The organism is Thiolapillus sp. (genome assembly GCF_048562965.1).
Taxonomy (GTDB): domain Bacteria; phylum Pseudomonadota; class Gammaproteobacteria; order Chromatiales; family Chromatiaceae; genus Thiolapillus; species Thiolapillus brandeum_A.
The window spans coordinates 1-18061 of the sequence record NZ_JBHNMF010000025.1; the positions used below are offsets into that span (position 1 = coordinate 1).

Here is an 18061-nt window from a genome sequence, read left to right on the forward strand (position 1 = left end):
TAACCGGAAATCGGGTAGAATATGCCATTCCTGCAAACCCCGGTTCTTTTCCACCTCAGATGCACTGGTTGACGCTGTTGCTCCTTGCCCCGTTGCTGGGCGCCCTGCTGATTGCAGGATTACCGGGACGCAACCCGCTACTCATCCGCCGTGCAGCCATCGCCACTTCCCTGATCACACTGCTGGTTGCCGTGGGCCTGTGGTTTCTGTTCGATCCGACGGCCCGTGAATTCCAGCTGGCGGAATCCATCGTCTGGAATCAGCGCCTGGGCACGAGCTACGCGCTGGGTATCGACGGCATTTCCTATCCCATGGTGGTGCTCGCCACATTGCTCAGCCTGATCGCCCTGCTGGCATCGGCAGCCATCGACCACCATGTCAAAGGTTACTACCTGCTCATGCTGGTGCTGGAAAGCGCCATGCTCGGCGTTTTCATGGCCAGGGACTGGGCATTGTTCTATGTTTTCTGGGAACTGACCCTGATTCCGCTGTTCTTTCTCATCAATCGCTGGGGCGGCAGGAACTGCCAGGGCGCGGCGCTGAATTTCGTGCTCTATACCATGGGCGGATCGGTGTTCATGCTCATCAGCCTGTTGCTGCTGTTCGATGCCGTTCCGGGACACAGCTTTTCCATGGAAGCCATTGCGGCAGCCGGTCGCACCATGCCGGAGCAGACGCAGATCTGGATCTTTCTGGGCCTGCTGGTGGGTTTTGGCGTGAAAATGCCGGTCTTTCCCCTGCACGGCTGGCTGCCGCTGGCCCACGTGGAAGCACCCAGCCCCGTGAGCATCCTGCTTTCCGGCATCCTCCTGAAAATGGGCGCTTACGGCCTGATCCGCGCCGCCAGCACCCTGCCTGCGGCCGTCATGGCATTGCAGACACTGCTCATGGTGCTGGCGCTCATCGGTCTCGTCTATGGAGGTCTGCTGGCATGGCGCCAGACCGATCTGAAGGCCATGATCGCCTATTCCTCACTTTCTCACATGTCGGTGCTGCTGCTGGGCATCGCCGCCCTGAATGTGGCGGGACTGACCGGCTCAGTGATGCAGATGGTGGCCCATGGCCTGGTGGCCGGGGCCACTTTCCTGCTCATCGGTCTGCTGTACCAGCGCACCCATACCCGGGATGTCAACCAGTACAGTTCGCTGATCAGGGTTGCACCGCGTTTCGCCTTCTTTACCACCCTGGCTTTCATTGCGGCGGTTTCCCTGCCGGGGACGGCAGGCTTCATCGCGGAACTCCACGTGCTCGTCGGCGGCTTTCAGCAATGGCAATGGTGGATTGCAGTATTGAGCCTGGGCGTGCTGATCAGCGCCGCCTACGGAGTGCGCACCGTTGGCCGCCTGTTTACCGGACCTGTCCGCCCGGGCATGCAGCAGGTGGACGATCTGCATCTTCCCGAGTCCCTGGCCGCCGGTGTTTTGCTGGCCGCTGTCGTACTGATCGGCCTCTTCCCGGCTCCCCTGCTGGACATCATCCGCCTGCCGGTTACCGACCTCGCTGCGCTGTTTACCGGAGGCGGAAGATGACCCGGATCAGCGATAAAGCCCTGCGTCAGCAGATCAGGGAGACAGTCCATCACCTGTCCCATGTTCTGCCCGGCCAGGCGCCCATCAGGGATTTCGTCCACCACAACACCCTGCACGGTTACCAGCACCTGCCTTTCCGCGAGGCGCTCGCCGCATCCGGCCAGGCTACCGGTGCCCGGGGCTATCTTTCGGATGAAGATTTTCGGCAGCTATACGGCGAAGGCCGTATCACACGGGATCATCTGCTGCAGGTCATCGATGAAGACGAGTCTCTGAAAGGCGGGGAACGGCTCCTCCAACCCGAGGGCTGTGCGGATATCCACCACCGGGATGTCTACCTGCTGTCCCTGACCGTCCCTCTCGATCCACTGGAACCCGGTCAGCTCGACTGGCAGATCGGGGAAATGGCTGCCCTGACGCGCATTCAGGACGACGTGGATCCACGGCAGCGCGATCAGTTTCTGCGGCGTGCGGCCGACCAGGGTTTGCACGACGAAGCAGCAGCGGTGAGCGATCTCTGGCAGGCCTGCCTGGATGTACTGGGACTGGTACATGCCAGCAACCACCCGGAGGATCTGCTGGAACAATCCCTGTGGGAAAACACCACCGGAAAAGATGACGAAGAAACCCTGCATCTGCAACAGCTGATGCACAGGGACGCTGCCAGGAAGCTGCGCCAGCTGCTCGATGCCGTGGGTACGGAGATTTCCCTGCGGGGATTCATCAAGGCGCTGACGGGCATCGACCTGATGCACGAGATCCGCCTCATCATGATCCGGCGCATGGCGGCATTCCTGGATCAGGGACTGGCTGCCTGGCCCACGCCCGGGCGTGAAAAAGGTTTCTACGCGGCCTGGCGGGATGGTGCTGCCCGGGATCCCGCCTGGATCATCGATTCCATTCCCGAGTGGCAGGATCACATCGACTCCCTTCCCGACGATCCTCTGGACACCATCATGGCCGAGTTCATGCGCATGGATCTGCCCAGGGATCGCTGGGCGCCCTACCTCAAAATCAAGGCCCAGGAATTGCCCGGCTGGTCGGGCATGTTCCTGTGGCGGCATACGCATCCTGAATACGACAGCCAGAATTTTCCGGTGGACATGCTCGACTACCTGGCCGTGCGCATGGTGCTGGAACGTCTGCTGGCGCAGCGGGTCTGCCGGGATATCTGGCAGATCGAGCCGGACCTGACGACTCTCAAGGGCTATTTCCGCCCCAACGCGGACGAGTTCTATGTGCGCCATGCCCTTTTCAATGCCCAGCTCCCCGAATATCTGGCCAGCGCGGCACAGAAGCTGGTGAACAACTCGTCCGATGCCGTGGTGCCCGCGCAATGGCAGGCACTGGCCTGCGAGATCAAGTCATGGCAGATGCGCCCGGGAACGACCGCCACCGGGCGCGATCTCGTTTCCGGTGATGCCTGGCGCCTGTTCCGCCTGGTGCAACACCTGGGGCTCTGCGGCAATGACCTGCGCCACCAGGGTACTGAAGCCGCCATGTCCCTGTTACAGGCTCTCGACAGCCTGGATGAGGCAACGCGCGGTTTCCTCTGGCTGCAGGCCTACGAGCGCCAGTACAGGGATCAGCTTTTTTCAGCCGTCGCCGCCAACCACGAACGGGGTCGCTGGGCCGAGCGCGATGAACGCATTCGCGCCCAGCTGGTGTTCTGCATGGACGACCGGGAGGAAGGCTATCGCCGCAACCTGGAAGAAGTGGCACCACATCTGGAAACCCTGGGCGCTGCTGCTCATTTCGGCGTACCTCATTTGTGGCAGGGACTGGACGCCACACAGGCAGATGCCCTGACGCCGGTGGTCTATGAACCGGTCAATCTGGTGAGGGAGAAACCATTGCCGGGACAGGAGGCGCTGCTGGCACAGCATGAACGGCGACGCAGGCTGCGGCTGGCAGTGAGCGCGTTGCTCAACCAGGGCATACGCCGCAACCTGCTTACCTCTACCCTGCTCGTCGCTGCAGCCGCACCCGCCGCACTGGTGGGGCTGGCCGGCAAGGTACTGGCGCCCCTGAAAACGGGACACCTGGCCGAAACCCTGAAGGAGAGATTCGAGCATCGCATCGCCACCCACCTGGCATTGACCGCAATGGAAGACAAGGGCGCGGCGCCGCATCCGAAACAGCCGCGGGAAGGATTCACCGACGGGGAACAACTGCAGCGGGTGGCCGAGTTCCTGCAGAATCTCGGCCTGACCGATGGTTTTGCCCCCCTGGTGGTTTTCATGGGGCACGGTTCGGACAGCGAGAATAATCCCCACCTGGCCGCCTATGACTGTGGAGCCTGCAGCGGTCGCCACAGTGGTCCCAATGCGCGTGTTTTCTGCGCCATGGCCAACCGGGCGGCTGTGCGCCAGCGGCTGGCCCAGGATTACGATATTCACATCCCGGACGGCACCTGGTTCCTGGGAGCGGAACACAACACCTGTACCGAGGACATCCGCTGGTACGATACAGACCTTCTTCCCGGAAGCCATCGGCAGGCCTTCGGGGAACTGCAGGCTTCCCTGCAGGAAGCCGGTCAGCGCCACGCTCACGAACGGTGCCGGAAATTCGCTTCCGCGCCGCCCGACCCCACCCCGGAACAGGCGCTGGCGCATGTCAGGGCGCGCAGGTTCGACTTCAGCCAGGCACGGCCGGAACTCGGGCATGCCACCAACGCCGGCGCTTTCATCGGTCGCCGTTCCCTCAGCCAGGGCGTGTTCTTCGACCGCCGGGTGTTCCTCATCTCCTATGACTGGCGTAACGATCCGCAAGGCGAGATTCTCGAGCGGCTGCTGCTGGCCAACGGCCCCGTGGGGGCAGGCATCAGCCTGGAATACTATTTCTCCACGGTTGACAACGACGGCTATGGCGCCGGCACCAAGGTCATGCACAACGTCAGCGGCCTGCTGGGCGTCATGGAAGGCGCCAGTTCCGACCTGCGTACGGGCCTTCCCCGGCAGATGATAGAAGTGCACGAAGCCATGCGCTTGCAGGAGATGTGCGAAGCCGGCACCGGGATGCTGACGCGCATCTACGAACGTCAGCCCGCCTTGCAGGAGCTGATCGGCAATGGCTGGCTGCTGCTGTCCGCCAAGGATCCCCTGAGTGGCCGGATCAGTGTTTTCGATCCCCGGAAAGGCTGGATGCCCTGGCAGGCCGGACAGGACACGCTCCCTGAAACAGACTGTTCTTCCGACTGGTATGCCGGACACAGGCAACCCCTGGCGCCGGCGCTGGTCCGGCAGGCGTTTTCATCATGACGGCGCTGTCGTCCCTGGTCTGGCTGGTTCCCCTGCTGCCGCTGATGGCCGCAGCGGCGACAGGATTGCACATCCTTTTTTACGAGAAGCAGGGAGACGATGCCGAGAAAATCATTGGAACAATCGTCAGCGCCGCCAGCGCCGCGGCTTTTCTGCTGCTGGCCGGGCTGGGGCTGTTGTCACTGGTTCAGGGCGCACCCGGCGAAGTCGTTGCCGGCCGCTGGCTGCAGGCGGGCGACTACAGGATCGGGATCACTTTCCTGCTGGACGGCTATTCCCTGGGACTGGCGGTACTGGTGGCCTTCATTGCGTTTCTGAGCATACGCTTTTCCATCAACTACCTGCACCGGGAAAGCGGTTTCCGGCGTTTCTTCATGTTGCTGAGCCTGTTCAACTGCGCCATGCTGCTCATCGTCCTGGCAGGCAATGCCCCGCTCATGTTTATCGGCTGGGAACTGGCAGGTTTGAGCTCCTACCTGCTCATTGCCTATGCCCAGACGCGCCGCACGGCGACGGAAAATGCCAACCGGGCCTTCGTCACCAACCGTATCGGTGATGCCGCCTTTCTCCTCGGCATCTATTTCAGCTTCAGCTGGCTGGGCGGTGCCGACTGGCAGCACATGGCGCAGGCCACGGTAACAGATGTCCATGACGACCTGATTGCCGGTAGCTTTCTGATCGCGGCGCTGGCCAAATCGGCGCAGATACCCTTCGCCGGCTGGATTGCACTGGCACTGGAAGGTCCCACGCCGTCCAGTGCCGTGTTCTACGGCTCCCTGATGGTACACGCCGGTGTATTTCTACTGATACGCCTGGAAAACATGATTCTGCATGCGCCGCTGCTGATGATGTTTCTTACCGCCATTGGCCTGACCACGGCGGTTTACGGCTGGTTGAGCGCCCTGGTGCAGACCGACGTCAAGAGCAGTTTCATGTTCTCCACCACAGCACAGACCGGGCTGATGTTCATGGCCTGCGGACTGGGCTGGTTCGAAGCGGTGAAATGGTACCTGCCCCTGCACATGGCCTGGCGCGCCTGGCAGTTCCTGCACGCCCCGTCATTGATGCACCAGATTCAGGGAAGGCAACGGCTGGCGCCACAATGGTTACGCAACAATGCCTGGCTGTACAACGCCGCGCTCCGGCATTTCTGGCTCGACCCCCTGGCCGATGCCTCCCTGCTCCGGCCGACCCAGGCTCTGGCAAGGGATCTGTGCAACTTCGATGACAAGGTGGTCAACCGGCTGGTGGGCCTGCCCCATGAGCGCCCCCTGCCGGGGTCAGCTACCCCTGGCAGCTCCGTTGGCCACGGACAGGGGGTTGCCGGACGCTTCATGGAAGTGCTGGCCAGGGGACTGCAGTGGTTCGAGGAGCATCTCATCCTCCGGGGCGGTGGAGAGTCGCTGATCGCCGGTATTCAACGCCTGGGGAAATACATGCAGCAGGTTGAAATCCTGCTCGGCCAGCCCCGCTATCTCATCCTGCTCATCGCGGCAACTTTCGTGGTGATCCTCTGATGACATACGCAGAAATCCACTGGTCCCTGCAGTCTGTCTTTCCCGTGTTGAGCGCGTTGCAGTGGTTGCCCCTGGCCATGATGCTGCTGGTGATGGCCCAACGTTCATCAAGAGCCGGCATGCGCGTGGCTCTTGCCGGCAGTCTCGGCGAACTGCTGCTGGCCGCCTGGCTGTACCTGCAATTCGATGTCCGGCAGAGCAGTATGCAGTTTGCCGAATTCAGCCACTTTCTTTCCTACCATGCCGCCGTGGACGGCATGGGCCTGCTGTTCATCCTGCTGACGGCGTTGCTGCTGCTCATGGTGCTGGTTTACAGCCTCACCTTCGGCCATCCGCTCAGGCGCAGGGAACTGGCCGCTGTCCTGGCCGTCCAGTCCGCGCTGATCGTTCAGTTCACCACCCTGAATCTGCTGTGGTTCCTGTTGGCCTCCGGGATACAGCTGGCACTGGTGGGTTATCTGCTCAGGCAGCGTTCCACTTCTCCCCAGACGGATCTTGCCCTGTCACGTTATTTCCAGTTCATGGCTGTCGGTCTGTTGCTCCTGAGCCTGGGCATCGTCATGCTGGGCTGGAATCATGCGCACAGCCTCGGGGTCTGGCAGTTCGATCTGTTCGACCTGGCCCGCCTGAAACTGCCGGCAGAGGTTCGTTCGACAGTCTTTTTCCTGCTGTTCTACGGACTGGCCATCCGCATCCCCCTGTTTCCCCTGCACGGCTGGCTGCCACTGGTGGCAGAGCACGGCACGGTGGCCGTGGCGGGCGTGATGCTCATCGGCATCAAAGTGGGCATCTACGGCCTGGTGCGTTTCGTGTTTCCCCTGTTGCCGGATGCCGTCGCGCAATGGCAGGTGTACGTGATGGCTTTTGCGACAGCGGGTATCTTCTATGCCGCTCTGCTGGCCCTGCTGCAGAGAAACCTGCGCCGCCTGCTGGCTTTTGCCGTGATCAGTCACAGCGGCATCATGATCATCGGCCTGTTCAGCCTGGAACACGCCGCTTTCCAGGGCAGCCTGTTGCTGGCGGTAAACTACGGCATTGCGGGCGCCGGCCTGCTGTTCATGACCGGGATGGTGAACCGTCATGCAGGCACTCTGCTGCTGGACCGCCTGGGGGGATTGTTCGATCGCCTGCCCCTCGTCGGCATCACTTTCCTGGTGGCGGGTCTGTCCATCGTGGGCATGCCCGGCACTCCGGGCTTCGATGCTGCACACCTTGTGCTGGAGGCGGCCATCATGCGTTTTGGCGCCCTGCCGAGCATCGCGGCCTCACTGGGCAACGTCATTGCTGCGGGTTTCCTGCTGTTTGCTTTCCAGAAAGCCTTTCTTTCGTCCGCCGGGGACCGGGATCCGGAGAGAGCAGTCCGGCCCGCGACCATGACCGAACGGCTGCTGGCGCTGTCGCTGGTGGCCGTACTGCTCATGACGGGCTTTTATTCGCAACCCTGGATGCGGCTCGTCGATGCCTCACTGCAACCGCTCAGCGCCCTGTTTGACGGCCATGAATAAAGGAGCAGCCACATGACAGCGTTCACCGGCTTTCCCGTGCTCAGCCTGCTGTTGCTCAGCATGCCGGCAACGGCATTGCTGATCGGGATGGTGGCAGATGCGCGCAAAGCACGCTGGATAGCACTGGGGGGCTCTGTGCTGGCCCTCCTGCTGGTCATCCGCTTGCTGCTTGGTTTCGATGCGGCATCCGGCGAGTTCCAGTTCGTGGAACAGGCATCATGGATTCCCAGCCTGAACGTAAAATATCTGGTGGGTGTGGATGGCATTTCCATCCTGTTCCTGCCTTTTACGATCCTGTTGTTCACGGGTGTCATACTGGCTTCCTGGAACAGTGTTCGAACCCTGCCGCGGCTGTATTTTTCCCTGCTGATGCTCCTGCAGGGGCTGACCCTGGGGATCTTTGTCTCCATGGACCTGATACTGTTCTTCCTGTTCTGGGAGCTGAGCCTGGCGCCACTGTATTTTCTCATTTCTCTGTGGGGGCTGGGACCGAACCGGCGTTATGCAGCCGTCAAATACACGCTGATGATGCTCGCGGGTGGCGTGCCCCTGCTGTTCGGCTTCCTGTTGCTGGGCTTCGCGCACGCGGACAGTCTCGGCGCGGTGGTTCCCGCAGGGCTCGCCTTCGATTATCCTGGCCTGCTGGCCCTCAAACTGCCCCATCACCTGGAGAGCCTTGTGTTCTTCCTGTTGCTGCTGGGATTCCTGGTCAAGACACCGGCGGTACCCTTCCATACCTGGCTGCCGGTCGTCTCCATGGAAGGCCCGGTTGCCGTCGCCGCACTGATGACCGGACTGAAGCTGGGCGCCTACGGTATCATCCGTTTCGCGGTTCCCCTGGCGCCGAATCTTGCCCAGGAATTCCACTGGTTGCTCGCCGGGCTTGGCGTGACAGGCATTCTGTACGGCGCGCTGCTGGCCCTGGCGCAAACCAATCTCCGGCAGATGCTCGCCTGCTCCAGTATCAGCCACGTGGGCCTGGTGTTGCTCGCCATCGCTTCTTTCAACCAGGCGGGTATTCAGGGCGCCCTGTTTCAGCTGCTGAATTTCACCGTGGTAGCGGGTGGCCTGTTTCTGCTCACCGGCTTCCTGTACCAGCGTACCGGTTCCACCGATATCATCAGCCTGGGCGGCGCTGCAGCCACCATGCCGCGGCTGGCGGGATTCTTCCTGCTGTTTGGGCTGGCATCCATGGGTGTACCCGGCACCAATGGCTTTCCCGCCGAATTCCTCATGCTTATGAGTGCACTGGAAAGCCATACCGGCGCCGGTCTGGCAGCCCTCGCCGGGGTGGTGATAGGCGCCGGCTATTTTCTCAGGCTCTACCGACAGGCCTTTTTTGGTCCCGTGGAAAGCAAGGTCGTTCGCGAAGCCATGGATCTGCGTCCGAGAGAACTGTTTATCATCGGCCTCTTTGCCCTGTTCATCCTGCTCAACGGTCTGTTTCCCCAGGGGATACTGGATTTTACCCATGGGGCCACAGACCGCTGGCTGGGTTTATTGGGCACCTCTGGATAATCGTAAGATTGTATTTGGATTCAGGCACACGGTTGGGCACTTACCAGGGAGCTTATGAGGACCAATGACATACTTAAACTTGATGAATAAAACCCTACTGATGTACAATGATTAGTCTTCCATGATCTTCTAATATTCTGCCAAGCAGGCCGTCATGTCAGAAAAGAAACTGCCCCTTAAGCAAATCGTTTCCGCCAGTGTTTTCGCACTTATCGCGATCGGACTCACCATGGTTACGCCTACGACGGAAATTGCCTGGGTAACTGCCATTCTGGTTTTGACGATCTACCTTTTCGCCTTTGAAATCGTGGATGTGGATGTGGCGGCAATCTCCATCATGGTTCTGCTGGGTCTGAGCACCCTGCTGGCCCCCTTCATGGGGCTGGAAAAAGGACTGGTGGACAACCAGCAGCTTTTCAACGGCTTTGCGAGTAATGCGGGGATGTCCATCATCGCGGTAATGATCATCGGGGCCGGACTGGACAAGACCGGTTTGATGAGCAAGGTGGCTGCCTTCATCCTCAAAGTGGGCGGCACAACGGAAAAACGCATCATTCCCATCATTTCGGGTACCGTTGCCTTCATTTCGTCCTTCATGCAGAACGTGGGAGCCGCAGCACTGTTCATACCTGTTGTATCTAGAATCTCCGCACGTTCCGGCATTCCTCTGTCACGTCTGCTCATGCCCATGGGGTTTTGCGCCATTCTTGGCGGCACGGTTACTCTAGTGGGTTCTTCCCCCCTTATTCTGCTCAATGACCTGATCCTGACATCCAACCAGGCACTGCCGGCCGATCAGCAGATGCAGACCTGGGGACTGTTTTCTGTAACCCCCGTGGGCGTGGTGCTGGTCATAACCGGCATCCTGTATTTCGTGATCGCCGGGCGCTGGGTGTTGCCTGCGGAGAAGAAGGCGGAAGACAGCACTTCCACCACTGCTTCCAGCACCATGGATTATCTGCACAACACTTACGGTATCGACTATGCCCTCTACGAGGTCGTGGTTCCCGAAGGCAGTCCCCTGGTGGGCAAGAAACTGGACGACGTTGAAACCAGTTACCGTATCCGCATCATTGCCAGCAAGCGAAGTGGGCAGGAAACACGCATCGGGCCAAACACACTGGCCCGCGACACGGAATTCGAGCCTGGCATGGTGCTCGGTATCGTTGCCGCTCCCGAGCATCTGGACCATTTTGTTGAAAAATACGACCTGAAGAAAAGAGATTCCCTGCGTACTTTCTCGGAATCCCTGGCGGCAACCAAAGCAGGTATTGCGGAAATCGTTATTCCACCTGGTTCCAACCTGATCGGGAAAAGCGCCCGTGATGTCTGGATGCGCAAGGTATATGGCATTGCTATGGTGGCCCTGCACCGCAACGGGAAAACGCTGGGCGAAGGCGACAACATTCGTGACCTGCCTCTGCAGGCCGGTGATACCCTGGTAGTACACACCGCCTGGGACAACCTGACCCGCCTGAAGAAAGACCGCAACTTCGTGGTGGTGACCACGGAATTCCCCCAGGAAGAAGAGCGTCCACACAAGCTCGGCTGGGCGGCCCTGTTCTTTACGATTGCCCTTTCCATGGTGCTGTTCACCGATCTGCGCCTGTCTGTGGCCTTGCTCACCGGCGCGGTCGGCATGGTGCTTTCCGGTGTGCTGAAAATCGAGGAAGCCTATGAAGCAGTATCCTGGAAAACCGTCTTTCTCCTGGCCAGCCTGATTCCTCTCGGTCTGGCTGTGGAAACGTCAGGCACAGCTAGATGGATTGCGGAACAGACCCTCTCGGTCGTTGGCGATATGCCCGTATGGGTTATCCAGTTTGCCGTGGCGGCGCTGGCTACCTTCTTCACCCTGGTCATGTCCAACGTGGGCGCCACGGTGCTGCTGGTGCCTCTGGCAGTAAATATCGCACTGGGTGTTCCGGGCGCAAATCCGGCGGCGTTTGCCCTCACTGTGGCGATCGCCACCTCCAACTCCTTCCTCATTCCCACTCACCAGGTGAATGCGCTGATCATGGGACCGGGGGGCTATAAAGTTGCGGACTTCATGCGTGCCGGCGGCATCATGACCATCCTGTTCCTGATCGTGGCCATATTCATGATGAACCTAGTATTCTGATGTCAATGAACACAATCCAACGACTGAAAGCTTTTCTGCCTTTCCTCCAATGGTGGGGAATGGTCACTCCAGAAACACTGAAAAAGGATTTCATGGCCGGCCTGACCGGCGCCATCATCGTTCTTCCCCAGGGCATCGCATTCGCAACCATTGCGGGTTTGCCTCCCGAGTACGGCCTCTACACCGCCATGGTCACACCAATCATTGCGGCGTTGTTCGGTTCCTCCCGGCACCTCATATCAGGGCCGACGACGGCTATTTCCATCGTGGTGTTTTCGTCCATCAGTCGCTATGCCGAACCGGGATCCCCGGAGTTCATCCAGATGGCCCTGACCCTGACCTTTCTGGCCGGCGCCTATGAATTCGGCTTTGGTCTGGCACGGCTGGGAACACTGGTCAACTTTGTATCTCACACCGTGGTGGTAGGATTTACCGCCGGTGCAGCGATTCTCATCGCCACCAGCCAGGTCAAGCACGTGCTGGGAGTTCAGGTCCCCAGGGGAGAGTCCTTCGCCAATACCTGGCTGGATATTTTCCACAGTGTCGGGGACATCAACTGGTATGTCTTCATCATTGCCATGGGAACCCTGATTACCGCAATCATCATGCGCAAGATCTCGCCGAAACTGCCCCATCTGCTCATTGCACTGATCGTTGGCAGCCTGATTGCCCTCCTGTTCGGTGCAGCTGAACATGGTGTGGCTCTGGTACCCCAGATTCCTCCCCATTTGCCACCTTTGTCCAAACCTGACCTGTCCCTTGCGACGATTCAGGAACTGGCGCCAGAAGCTTTTGCCGTAGCCTTGCTGGCGCTGATAGAGGCCGTATCCATTTCGCGCGCCGTTGCCACCAAGTCGCATCAGCTGATCGACAGCAATCAGGAGTTTATCGGGCAGGGCCTGTCCAATATGGTGGGCAGTTTCTTCTCCAGTTATGCCGGCTCCGGTTCCTTTACCCGTTCGGGCATAAATTACGCGGCCGGCGCAGTGACACCCATGTCAGCCATCTTTGCCGCTTTGCTGCTCATGCTGATCGTGTTGCTGATTGCCCCCCTTACCGCCTACATTCCGGTGGCTGCCATGGGGGGTGTTATTCTGCTGGTTGCCTGGAACCTTATCGAATTCCATCAGATCAAGGTATTGGTGAAGGCAAGCGCTGCAGAAACCGGCATTCTTCTCACTACCTTTTTCGCCACCCTGTTTCTCGAACTGGAATTCGCCATCTATCTCGGCGTACTGCTTTCACTGGTTATTTTCCTCAACAGGACATCTCACCCGGATATCGTCACGCTGGCGCCGGACAGAGACAATGCCAAGAACAAGTTCATCAATGTCGAGACCAAACCCGTGGCGCAGTGCCCGCAGATGAAGATTTTGCGGATCGACATGTCCATCTATTTCGGATCCGTCAATCATATTGAAGCCAAGCTGATGGATATTTCAGAAAAACAGGGCATCAAACATATTCTTCTGGTCCTTTCTGGTGTCAATTTTATCGACGTGGCCGGCGCTGAAATGCTGGTGCATCAGGCCCACTCCCTGCAGGAAAAAGGCGGCAATCTGTATTTCTGTGGTATGAAAGGCAAGGTATGGCAGTTCATGGCCCAGGGAGGCTTCATCCGGGAAATCGGCCCTGGCCAGTTCTTCGAAACCAAACCCGAAGCGATTGCTTCCATCTACAAGCGTCTGGACAAGGAGCGCTGCGAAACCTGCGTCACGCGGATTTTCAGGGAATGCCTGGGACCTGAAGAAGAGAAGAAGACAGCCTGACACGCGCTCTCGCGAAGGAGGAACTCAGCTTTTCAGCTTCCATGTCAGGGTTTCACCCGCGGCCAGCGGAACCAGCTCCCCGTCACCAAAACGCAGCTTTTCCGGCACTGTCCAGGAGCTGCGTTGTAACGTGATGCTGTCACTGTTCCTGGCCAGTCCGTAGAAATCCGGCCCATGGAAGGACGCAAAGGCTTCCAGCCTGTCCAGAGCACCTGCCTGTTCAAAGACCTGGGCATAGAGTTCGATGGCCGCATGGGCGCTGTACATGCCCGCGCAGCCACAGCCGTTTTCCTTGGCGCTTCTGGCGTGAGGGGCGCTGTCTGTGCCAAGGAAAAAACGCGGATCCCCACTGGTAGCGGCTTCCACCAGCGCTTTGCGATGGCTTTCCCGCTTGAGCACAGGCAGGCAGTAGTGGTGCGGACTGATTCCACCTTTGAACAGGGCATTTCTGTTCATCAGCAGGTGCTGGGGCGTGATAGTGGCGCCAAGTCGCCGGGGTGTATCCCTGACCAGGGTCACGGCTTCGGCTGTCGTGATATGTTCGAACACGATGCGAAGGCCGGGTATCTGCTGCAGTAACGGCAACAGAACACGTTCGATGAACACCGCTTCCCTGTCGAACACATCGACCTGGGGATCCACCACTTCGCCATGCACCAGCAATGGCAGGTTTTCCTCGGCCATGACCTCCAGAACCGGATATACCCGCGTCAGATCCGTCACGCCTGCATCCGAGTTGGTGGTGGCGCCGGCAGGATAGTATTTCACCGCCTGCACCACACCTGAAGCACTGGCCTGACGAATATCGCCGGCACTGGTGCGCTCGGTAAGATACAGGGTCATCAGCGGTTCGAAGCTGCAATCCTTTGGTACTGCCGCAAGAATACGCTCACGGTAAGCCACGGCCTGATCGACTGTAACCACCGGTGGCTTGAGATTGGGCATGACGATGGCACGGGCAAAACGCCGGGCGGTGTGTGGCACGATATCAGTCAGCACTTTTCCATCCCGCAAATGCAGATGCCAGTCGTCAGGGCGTGTGATGGTCAGTGTATCGGTCATGGAAAAGGGGCCTGAAAGAGAATGGGATGGCCCTATTCTACCGGGTTTCACAGATGTGCACCGCTCCTGTGCAGACCTCCATGGACGGAGGAAATACTGGAAATGTCAGGAACATTTCCAGTGCGACCGCCATGGATGGTGGAAATGCTGGAAACGTCCTATACACATGAGGCGCGATACGATGCCGTATCGCGCCTCTTGCTGGCCCTGTGGAGCTGGACTCAGTCAGTCAACCTGGACCTCGATTTTACGGGGCTTGTGCTCCTCACGTTTGGGAATATGCAGTGTCAGCACCCCATGTTTCAGGCTGGCTTCCACTTTCTCCGTATCCATTTCGCTGCTGAGCGTAAAGCTGCGCTGGTAGTGGGTGGCGCGTACATCTGCATACAGGGGCTCCATACCTTCAGGCATGGGAATTTCCGCATCACCTTCGATAGTCAGGGTGTCGCCCTCGACTTTCACGTTCAGGCGATCCTTCGAGATCCCCGGCATGTCGGCATACAGGGTGATGCCACCATCATCTTCAAAAATATCCACGTCGGGACGGATAACGGGTTCAGCCTGTTTCAGTGCTGGCTGAACTTCGGTACCGGCTTTTTTTGCAATATCTGTCTTGTCACTCATCTCATTTACCTCCGACTCTTCTGTTCAGCTGACTTTGATCTGCTTGGGTTTGCTGGATTCCTTCCGTTGCAGCCTAACGTGCAGAACGCCATCCCTGTAGCTTGCATCCACCCGCTCCGGGTCAATGTCGTCGGGCAGACTGAAAGTGCGGCGGAATTCGCCATCGAAGCGTTCCTTGCGGTAGTAACTTGCACCCTCTTCACGAATGATGCGACGCTCACCGGCCACATTGAGCACATTGTTCTGGATGGAGATATCCAGACTGGAGGGATCGACACCTGGTGCAAAGAAATAGACATCCACTTCTTCCGCTGTACTGCCCACGTTCACCGGGGGAAATGAACCGGCTGAGGAACGTATGCCGTTCGCCCATGGCGTGCTGCCAAACACGGCTTCCATTTCCTGTTGAATGCGTTGCAGTTCGTCAAATAAACCTGTTGTTCCGAACATATCAGTACCTCCTGATTTTCCTAGTCTCTACAAAAAGTCATGTAAGGTCAGGCAAGGATATTTCAAGAACCGGCAGAAAATTTTTTACTCGCATACATCAACAACTGCTGTTCAGGCGGTATAGCTGCTGCCTGAGATCCTGAATCTCATCCAGCAGTTCGAGCGCCAGTGCGGCCCCGGACAGATTGATACCCAGATCTCTTTGCAGATGCAGCACAGTACGCGCGCGGTGCAGTGCCGGTGCGGCAAATTGCCATCGGGCCATTTCCGTGCCCCGGGGTTCCAGGATGCCTTCATCCACCAGCTCCATCACCCACTCCGCGTGCATGGCACAGGCGCGGCTCAGTTCACCGAGAGTCAGCATACAGTCTTCATCCAGCAGGACACCGTTCAGGATTTCATCATTCATGATTTACACTCCCAGTGCCGCCCGCGGATTGAAGGGCAGCTCCTGTTTCATCTTTTCATAGAAGGCCTTGGCTTTTTCGGAATCGGCAGGTGGCAGCACGATTTTCAGCTGCACATAGAAATCACCCGCCTTTTTCCCCGGTATGCCTTTGCCCTTCAGGCGCATTTTACGGCCACTGGTGGAGTTGGGCGGAATCGTCAGATCCAGCACACCCGAAGGTGTCGACACCTTGACCTTGCCTCCCAGTGCGGCCTCCCAGGGAGCCACGGGCAGTTCCAGATACACATCCCGTCCCTCTACCCTGTAGAAAGGATGAGGTTTGAACTCTATTTCCAGATACAGGTCACCACTGCCACCCTGCCCCACACCGGGGGCTCCCTGGCCGGCCAGCCGGATCTGCTGGCCCTGTTTCACGCCCTTGGGAATACGGACTTTCAGCGTCCGCTGACGGGTGATCACATGACCGCTGGGATCGACCTCAGGCACCTGCAGGGTGATGTTCCGTGTTGCGCCCTGATAGGCATCCTCGAGATCGATAAGTACCTTGGCATGATGGTCCTGTCCACGCATGTGGAATTCCCGCTGGCGGGCACCTGCACTGCTGAATCCACCGCCTCCCCTGCCAAACAGGGATTCAAAGAAATCACTGTAGGCCTGGGAGTCCCCGCCGGCACCGGTATAGCCTCCGCCACTGAACTCGAAACCGGCATCCCAGTCCGGGGGCGGATTGAAATCCTGGCCAGCCTTCCAGTTGTGTCCCGGCTGATCATATGCGGCACGCTTTTCCGGATCCTTCAGTACTTCATAGGCTTCGCCGAGGCGCTTGAATTTTTCTTCGGCATCCGCTTCCTTGCTCACATCAGGATGATACTTGCGCGCCAGCTTGCGATAGGCCCGCTTGATCTCATCCTGTGTGGCGTCGCGCTTGACGCCCATTACCTCATAGTAGTCTTCAAACTCCACGTCATACTCCTGACTAGCGAATCACCACGAACAGGGCACCATTGCCCCATACTATATTCAATAGTAAACCTTTGTCACCCGCCTGAGCAGCCAGTGCGGAAAATTCCATCAGCGATCCCACCGGCTGACGGTTCACGGAGACAATCACGTCTCCAGCCCGCAGACCGGCTTCCCAGGCCGGGCTGTTGCGCTTGACCTTGAGAACCTCGACCCCGCCTGACTCGGACAGCGGATGCTTATCATCCAGGTTGCCCAGCAAGGCGCCGTCGAGCCGTTTGCTGAACTTGAACCCTTCGGCCCTGGCATCCTTGGGCAGCGCAATTTTGGCAGAAATGTTTTTCCGCTTGCCGTCCCGGATAACCTTGAGCTTGATGGTACTGCCTGCGCGCAACATGCCTACTGCATTGCGCAGGGCACCACCGTCACTGACATCCTTTCCGTCGATGGCAATGATGATGTCACCGGAAATCAGCCCTGCCTTGTCTGCGGCGGAACCCGGCAGCACCTGCGTCACGACCGCACCATGGTGATGACTGATACCAAATGCATCGGCCAGTTCCCTCGTCATGTCCTGCATGACCACACCCAACTGGCCCCGTTGTACTTCGCCATACTGGGCAAGCTGGGAAACGATAGCCTTGACCATGGTTGCCGGTATGGCGAATCCGATACCTATATTGCCGCTGCCACCCATGATGGCCGTGTTGATGCCCACCAGCTTGCCTCGGGTGGTAACCAGAGCGCCACCGGAATTGCCGGGATTGATGGATGCATCAGTCTGGATGAAATCCTCATAGCCCTCGATACCCAGACCCGTGCGTCCCAGGGCGCTGACGATACCGTAGGTGACCGTCTGTCCCAGGCCAAAGGGATTGCCGATAGCCACGACGAAATCACCTACCCTGAGGTATTCGGAATTCGACAAAGGCAAGGCGGTCAGTTTGTCTGCATCGATCTGCAGCAGTGCGATATCCACCCCTGGATCTTCACCCAGCAGCTTTGCCTTGAAGCTTCGCTGATCCCTCAAGGTTACGGTGATTTCATCGGCACCATCCACCACATGGTGATTTGTGATCACCCAGCCCTTCTTCGCATCCACGATCACACCGGAACCGAGGCTCTGGGATTTCTTTTGTATCGGCCGGTCACGGTAGGCATAAGGCTGATGGGAATAAGGGTCCAGCAACAGCTGCCGTTGCTTCAGCCCCACAACCTTGCTGGTGGAGATGTTCACCACGGCGGGCAGGACTTTTTCAAGCACGGGCGCAATGCTGTCTGCTGGCGGTGGTGGCGCAGCGTTCCCCGGCAGTGGTGCGACAACCATCAACAGCAGCAG

At 58.8% G+C, this 18061-nt stretch carries 13 protein-coding genes; 7 read left to right on the forward strand and 6 right to left on the reverse strand.

The features are described from left to right. From ACOCD2_RS02930 to ACOCD2_RS02960, 7 genes are all read left to right on the forward strand, one after another. On the forward strand, positions 1 to 1529 hold a 1529-nt coding region (locus ACOCD2_RS02930), incomplete at its 5' end, for a complex I subunit 4 family protein (RefSeq protein ID WP_305800143.1). Further along, on the forward strand, positions 1526 to 4789 hold the full coding sequence (locus ACOCD2_RS02935; RefSeq protein ID WP_293644527.1) for a DUF2309 domain-containing protein: 3264 nt from the start codon (positions 1526 to 1528) through the stop codon (positions 4787 to 4789). The genes ACOCD2_RS02930 and ACOCD2_RS02935, both read left to right, overlap by 4 nt. Continuing rightward, positions 4786 to 6306, forward strand: coding sequence for a proton-conducting transporter membrane subunit (locus ACOCD2_RS02940; RefSeq protein ID WP_293644529.1), 1521 nt, complete (start codon positions 4786 to 4788; stop codon positions 6304 to 6306). The genes ACOCD2_RS02935 and ACOCD2_RS02940 overlap by 4 nt, the downstream gene beginning before the upstream one ends. After that, a complete protein-coding gene (locus tag ACOCD2_RS02945; protein ID WP_293644531.1) occupies positions 6306 to 7811 on the forward strand; it encodes a complex I subunit 4 family protein in 1506 nt (501 codons plus the stop codon). The genes ACOCD2_RS02940 and ACOCD2_RS02945 overlap by 1 nt, the downstream gene beginning before the upstream one ends. Positions 7812 to 7823: 12 nt before the next feature. Further along, positions 7824 to 9329 carry a complex I subunit 4 family protein gene (locus tag ACOCD2_RS02950; protein WP_293644533.1) on the forward strand — a complete coding sequence of 502 codons (1506 nt, stop codon included), beginning with the start codon at positions 7824 to 7826 and terminating at the stop codon, positions 9327 to 9329. 154 nt (positions 9330 to 9483) lie between these two features. After that, positions 9484 to 11448 carry an SLC13 family permease gene (locus tag ACOCD2_RS02955; RefSeq protein ID WP_293644535.1) on the forward strand — a complete coding sequence of 655 codons (1965 nt, stop codon included), beginning with the start codon at positions 9484 to 9486 and terminating at the stop codon, positions 11446 to 11448. Positions 11449 to 11453: 5 nt separating this feature from the next. Further along, positions 11454 to 13217: a SulP family inorganic anion transporter gene (locus tag ACOCD2_RS02960; RefSeq protein ID WP_293672426.1), complete on the forward strand. Its 1764-nt coding sequence runs from the start codon at positions 11454 to 11456 to the stop codon at positions 13215 to 13217. Positions 13218 to 13241: 24 nt separating this feature from the next. Here the strand turns inward: ACOCD2_RS02960 and pyrC are convergent, their stop codons facing one another. The 6 genes from pyrC to ACOCD2_RS02990 all read right to left on the reverse strand — a co-directional run. Next, positions 13242 to 14279, reverse strand: coding sequence for a dihydroorotase (gene pyrC / locus ACOCD2_RS02965; protein WP_293644539.1), 1038 nt, complete (start codon positions 14277 to 14279; stop codon positions 13242 to 13244). A 225-nt stretch (positions 14280 to 14504) separates the two neighbouring features. Beyond that, positions 14505 to 14903, reverse strand: a complete 399-nt coding sequence (locus ACOCD2_RS02970) for an Hsp20/alpha crystallin family protein (RefSeq protein ID WP_293644541.1) — start codon at positions 14901 to 14903, stop codon at positions 14505 to 14507. 24 nt (positions 14904 to 14927) lie between these two features. Further along, positions 14928 to 15353 (reverse strand): Hsp20/alpha crystallin family protein, encoded by a 426-nt coding sequence (locus ACOCD2_RS02975; RefSeq protein WP_293644543.1) that lies wholly within the window; start codon positions 15351 to 15353, stop codon positions 14928 to 14930. 97 nt (positions 15354 to 15450) lie between these two features. Then, positions 15451 to 15762, reverse strand: a complete 312-nt coding sequence (locus ACOCD2_RS02980; protein ID WP_293644545.1) for a chaperone modulator CbpM — start codon at positions 15760 to 15762, stop codon at positions 15451 to 15453. Between the two features lie 3 nt (positions 15763 to 15765). Then, complete coding sequence (locus tag ACOCD2_RS02985; RefSeq protein ID WP_293644547.1) at positions 15766 to 16725, reverse strand: DnaJ C-terminal domain-containing protein; 960 nt, start codon at positions 16723 to 16725, stop codon at positions 15766 to 15768. A gap of 13 nt (positions 16726 to 16738) precedes the next feature. After that, positions 16739 to 18061 (reverse strand): Do family serine endopeptidase (locus ACOCD2_RS02990; RefSeq protein WP_293652362.1); only part of this gene is annotated, 1323 nt, incomplete at its 5' end.

Coding starts and splice junctions, on each gene's coding strand:
- pyrC (WP_293644539.1), bottom strand. CDS start 14,279: ATGACCGATACACTGACCATCACACGCCCTGACGACTGGCATCTGCAT.
- ACOCD2_RS02950 (WP_293644533.1), top strand. CDS start 7,824: ATGACAGCGTTCACCGGCTTTCCCGTGCTCAGCCTGCTGTTGCTCAGC.
- ACOCD2_RS02960 (WP_293672426.1), top strand. CDS start 11,454: ATGAACACAATCCAACGACTGAAAGCTTTTCTGCCTTTCCTCCAATGG.
- ACOCD2_RS02970 (WP_293644541.1), bottom strand. CDS start 14,903: ATGAGTGACAAGACAGATATTGCAAAAAAAGCCGGTACCGAAGTTCAG.
- ACOCD2_RS02980 (WP_293644545.1), bottom strand. CDS start 15,762: ATGAATGATGAAATCCTGAACGGTGTCCTGCTGGATGAAGACTGTATG.
- ACOCD2_RS02975 (WP_293644543.1), bottom strand. CDS start 15,353: ATGTTCGGAACAACAGGTTTATTTGACGAACTGCAACGCATTCAACAG.
- ACOCD2_RS02955 (WP_293644535.1), top strand. CDS start 9,484: ATGTCAGAAAAGAAACTGCCCCTTAAGCAAATCGTTTCCGCCAGTGTT.
- ACOCD2_RS02945 (WP_293644531.1), top strand. CDS start 6,306: ATGACATACGCAGAAATCCACTGGTCCCTGCAGTCTGTCTTTCCCGTG.
- ACOCD2_RS02940 (WP_293644529.1), top strand. CDS start 4,786: ATGACGGCGCTGTCGTCCCTGGTCTGGCTGGTTCCCCTGCTGCCGCTG.
- ACOCD2_RS02935 (WP_293644527.1), top strand. CDS start 1,526: ATGACCCGGATCAGCGATAAAGCCCTGCGTCAGCAGATCAGGGAGACA.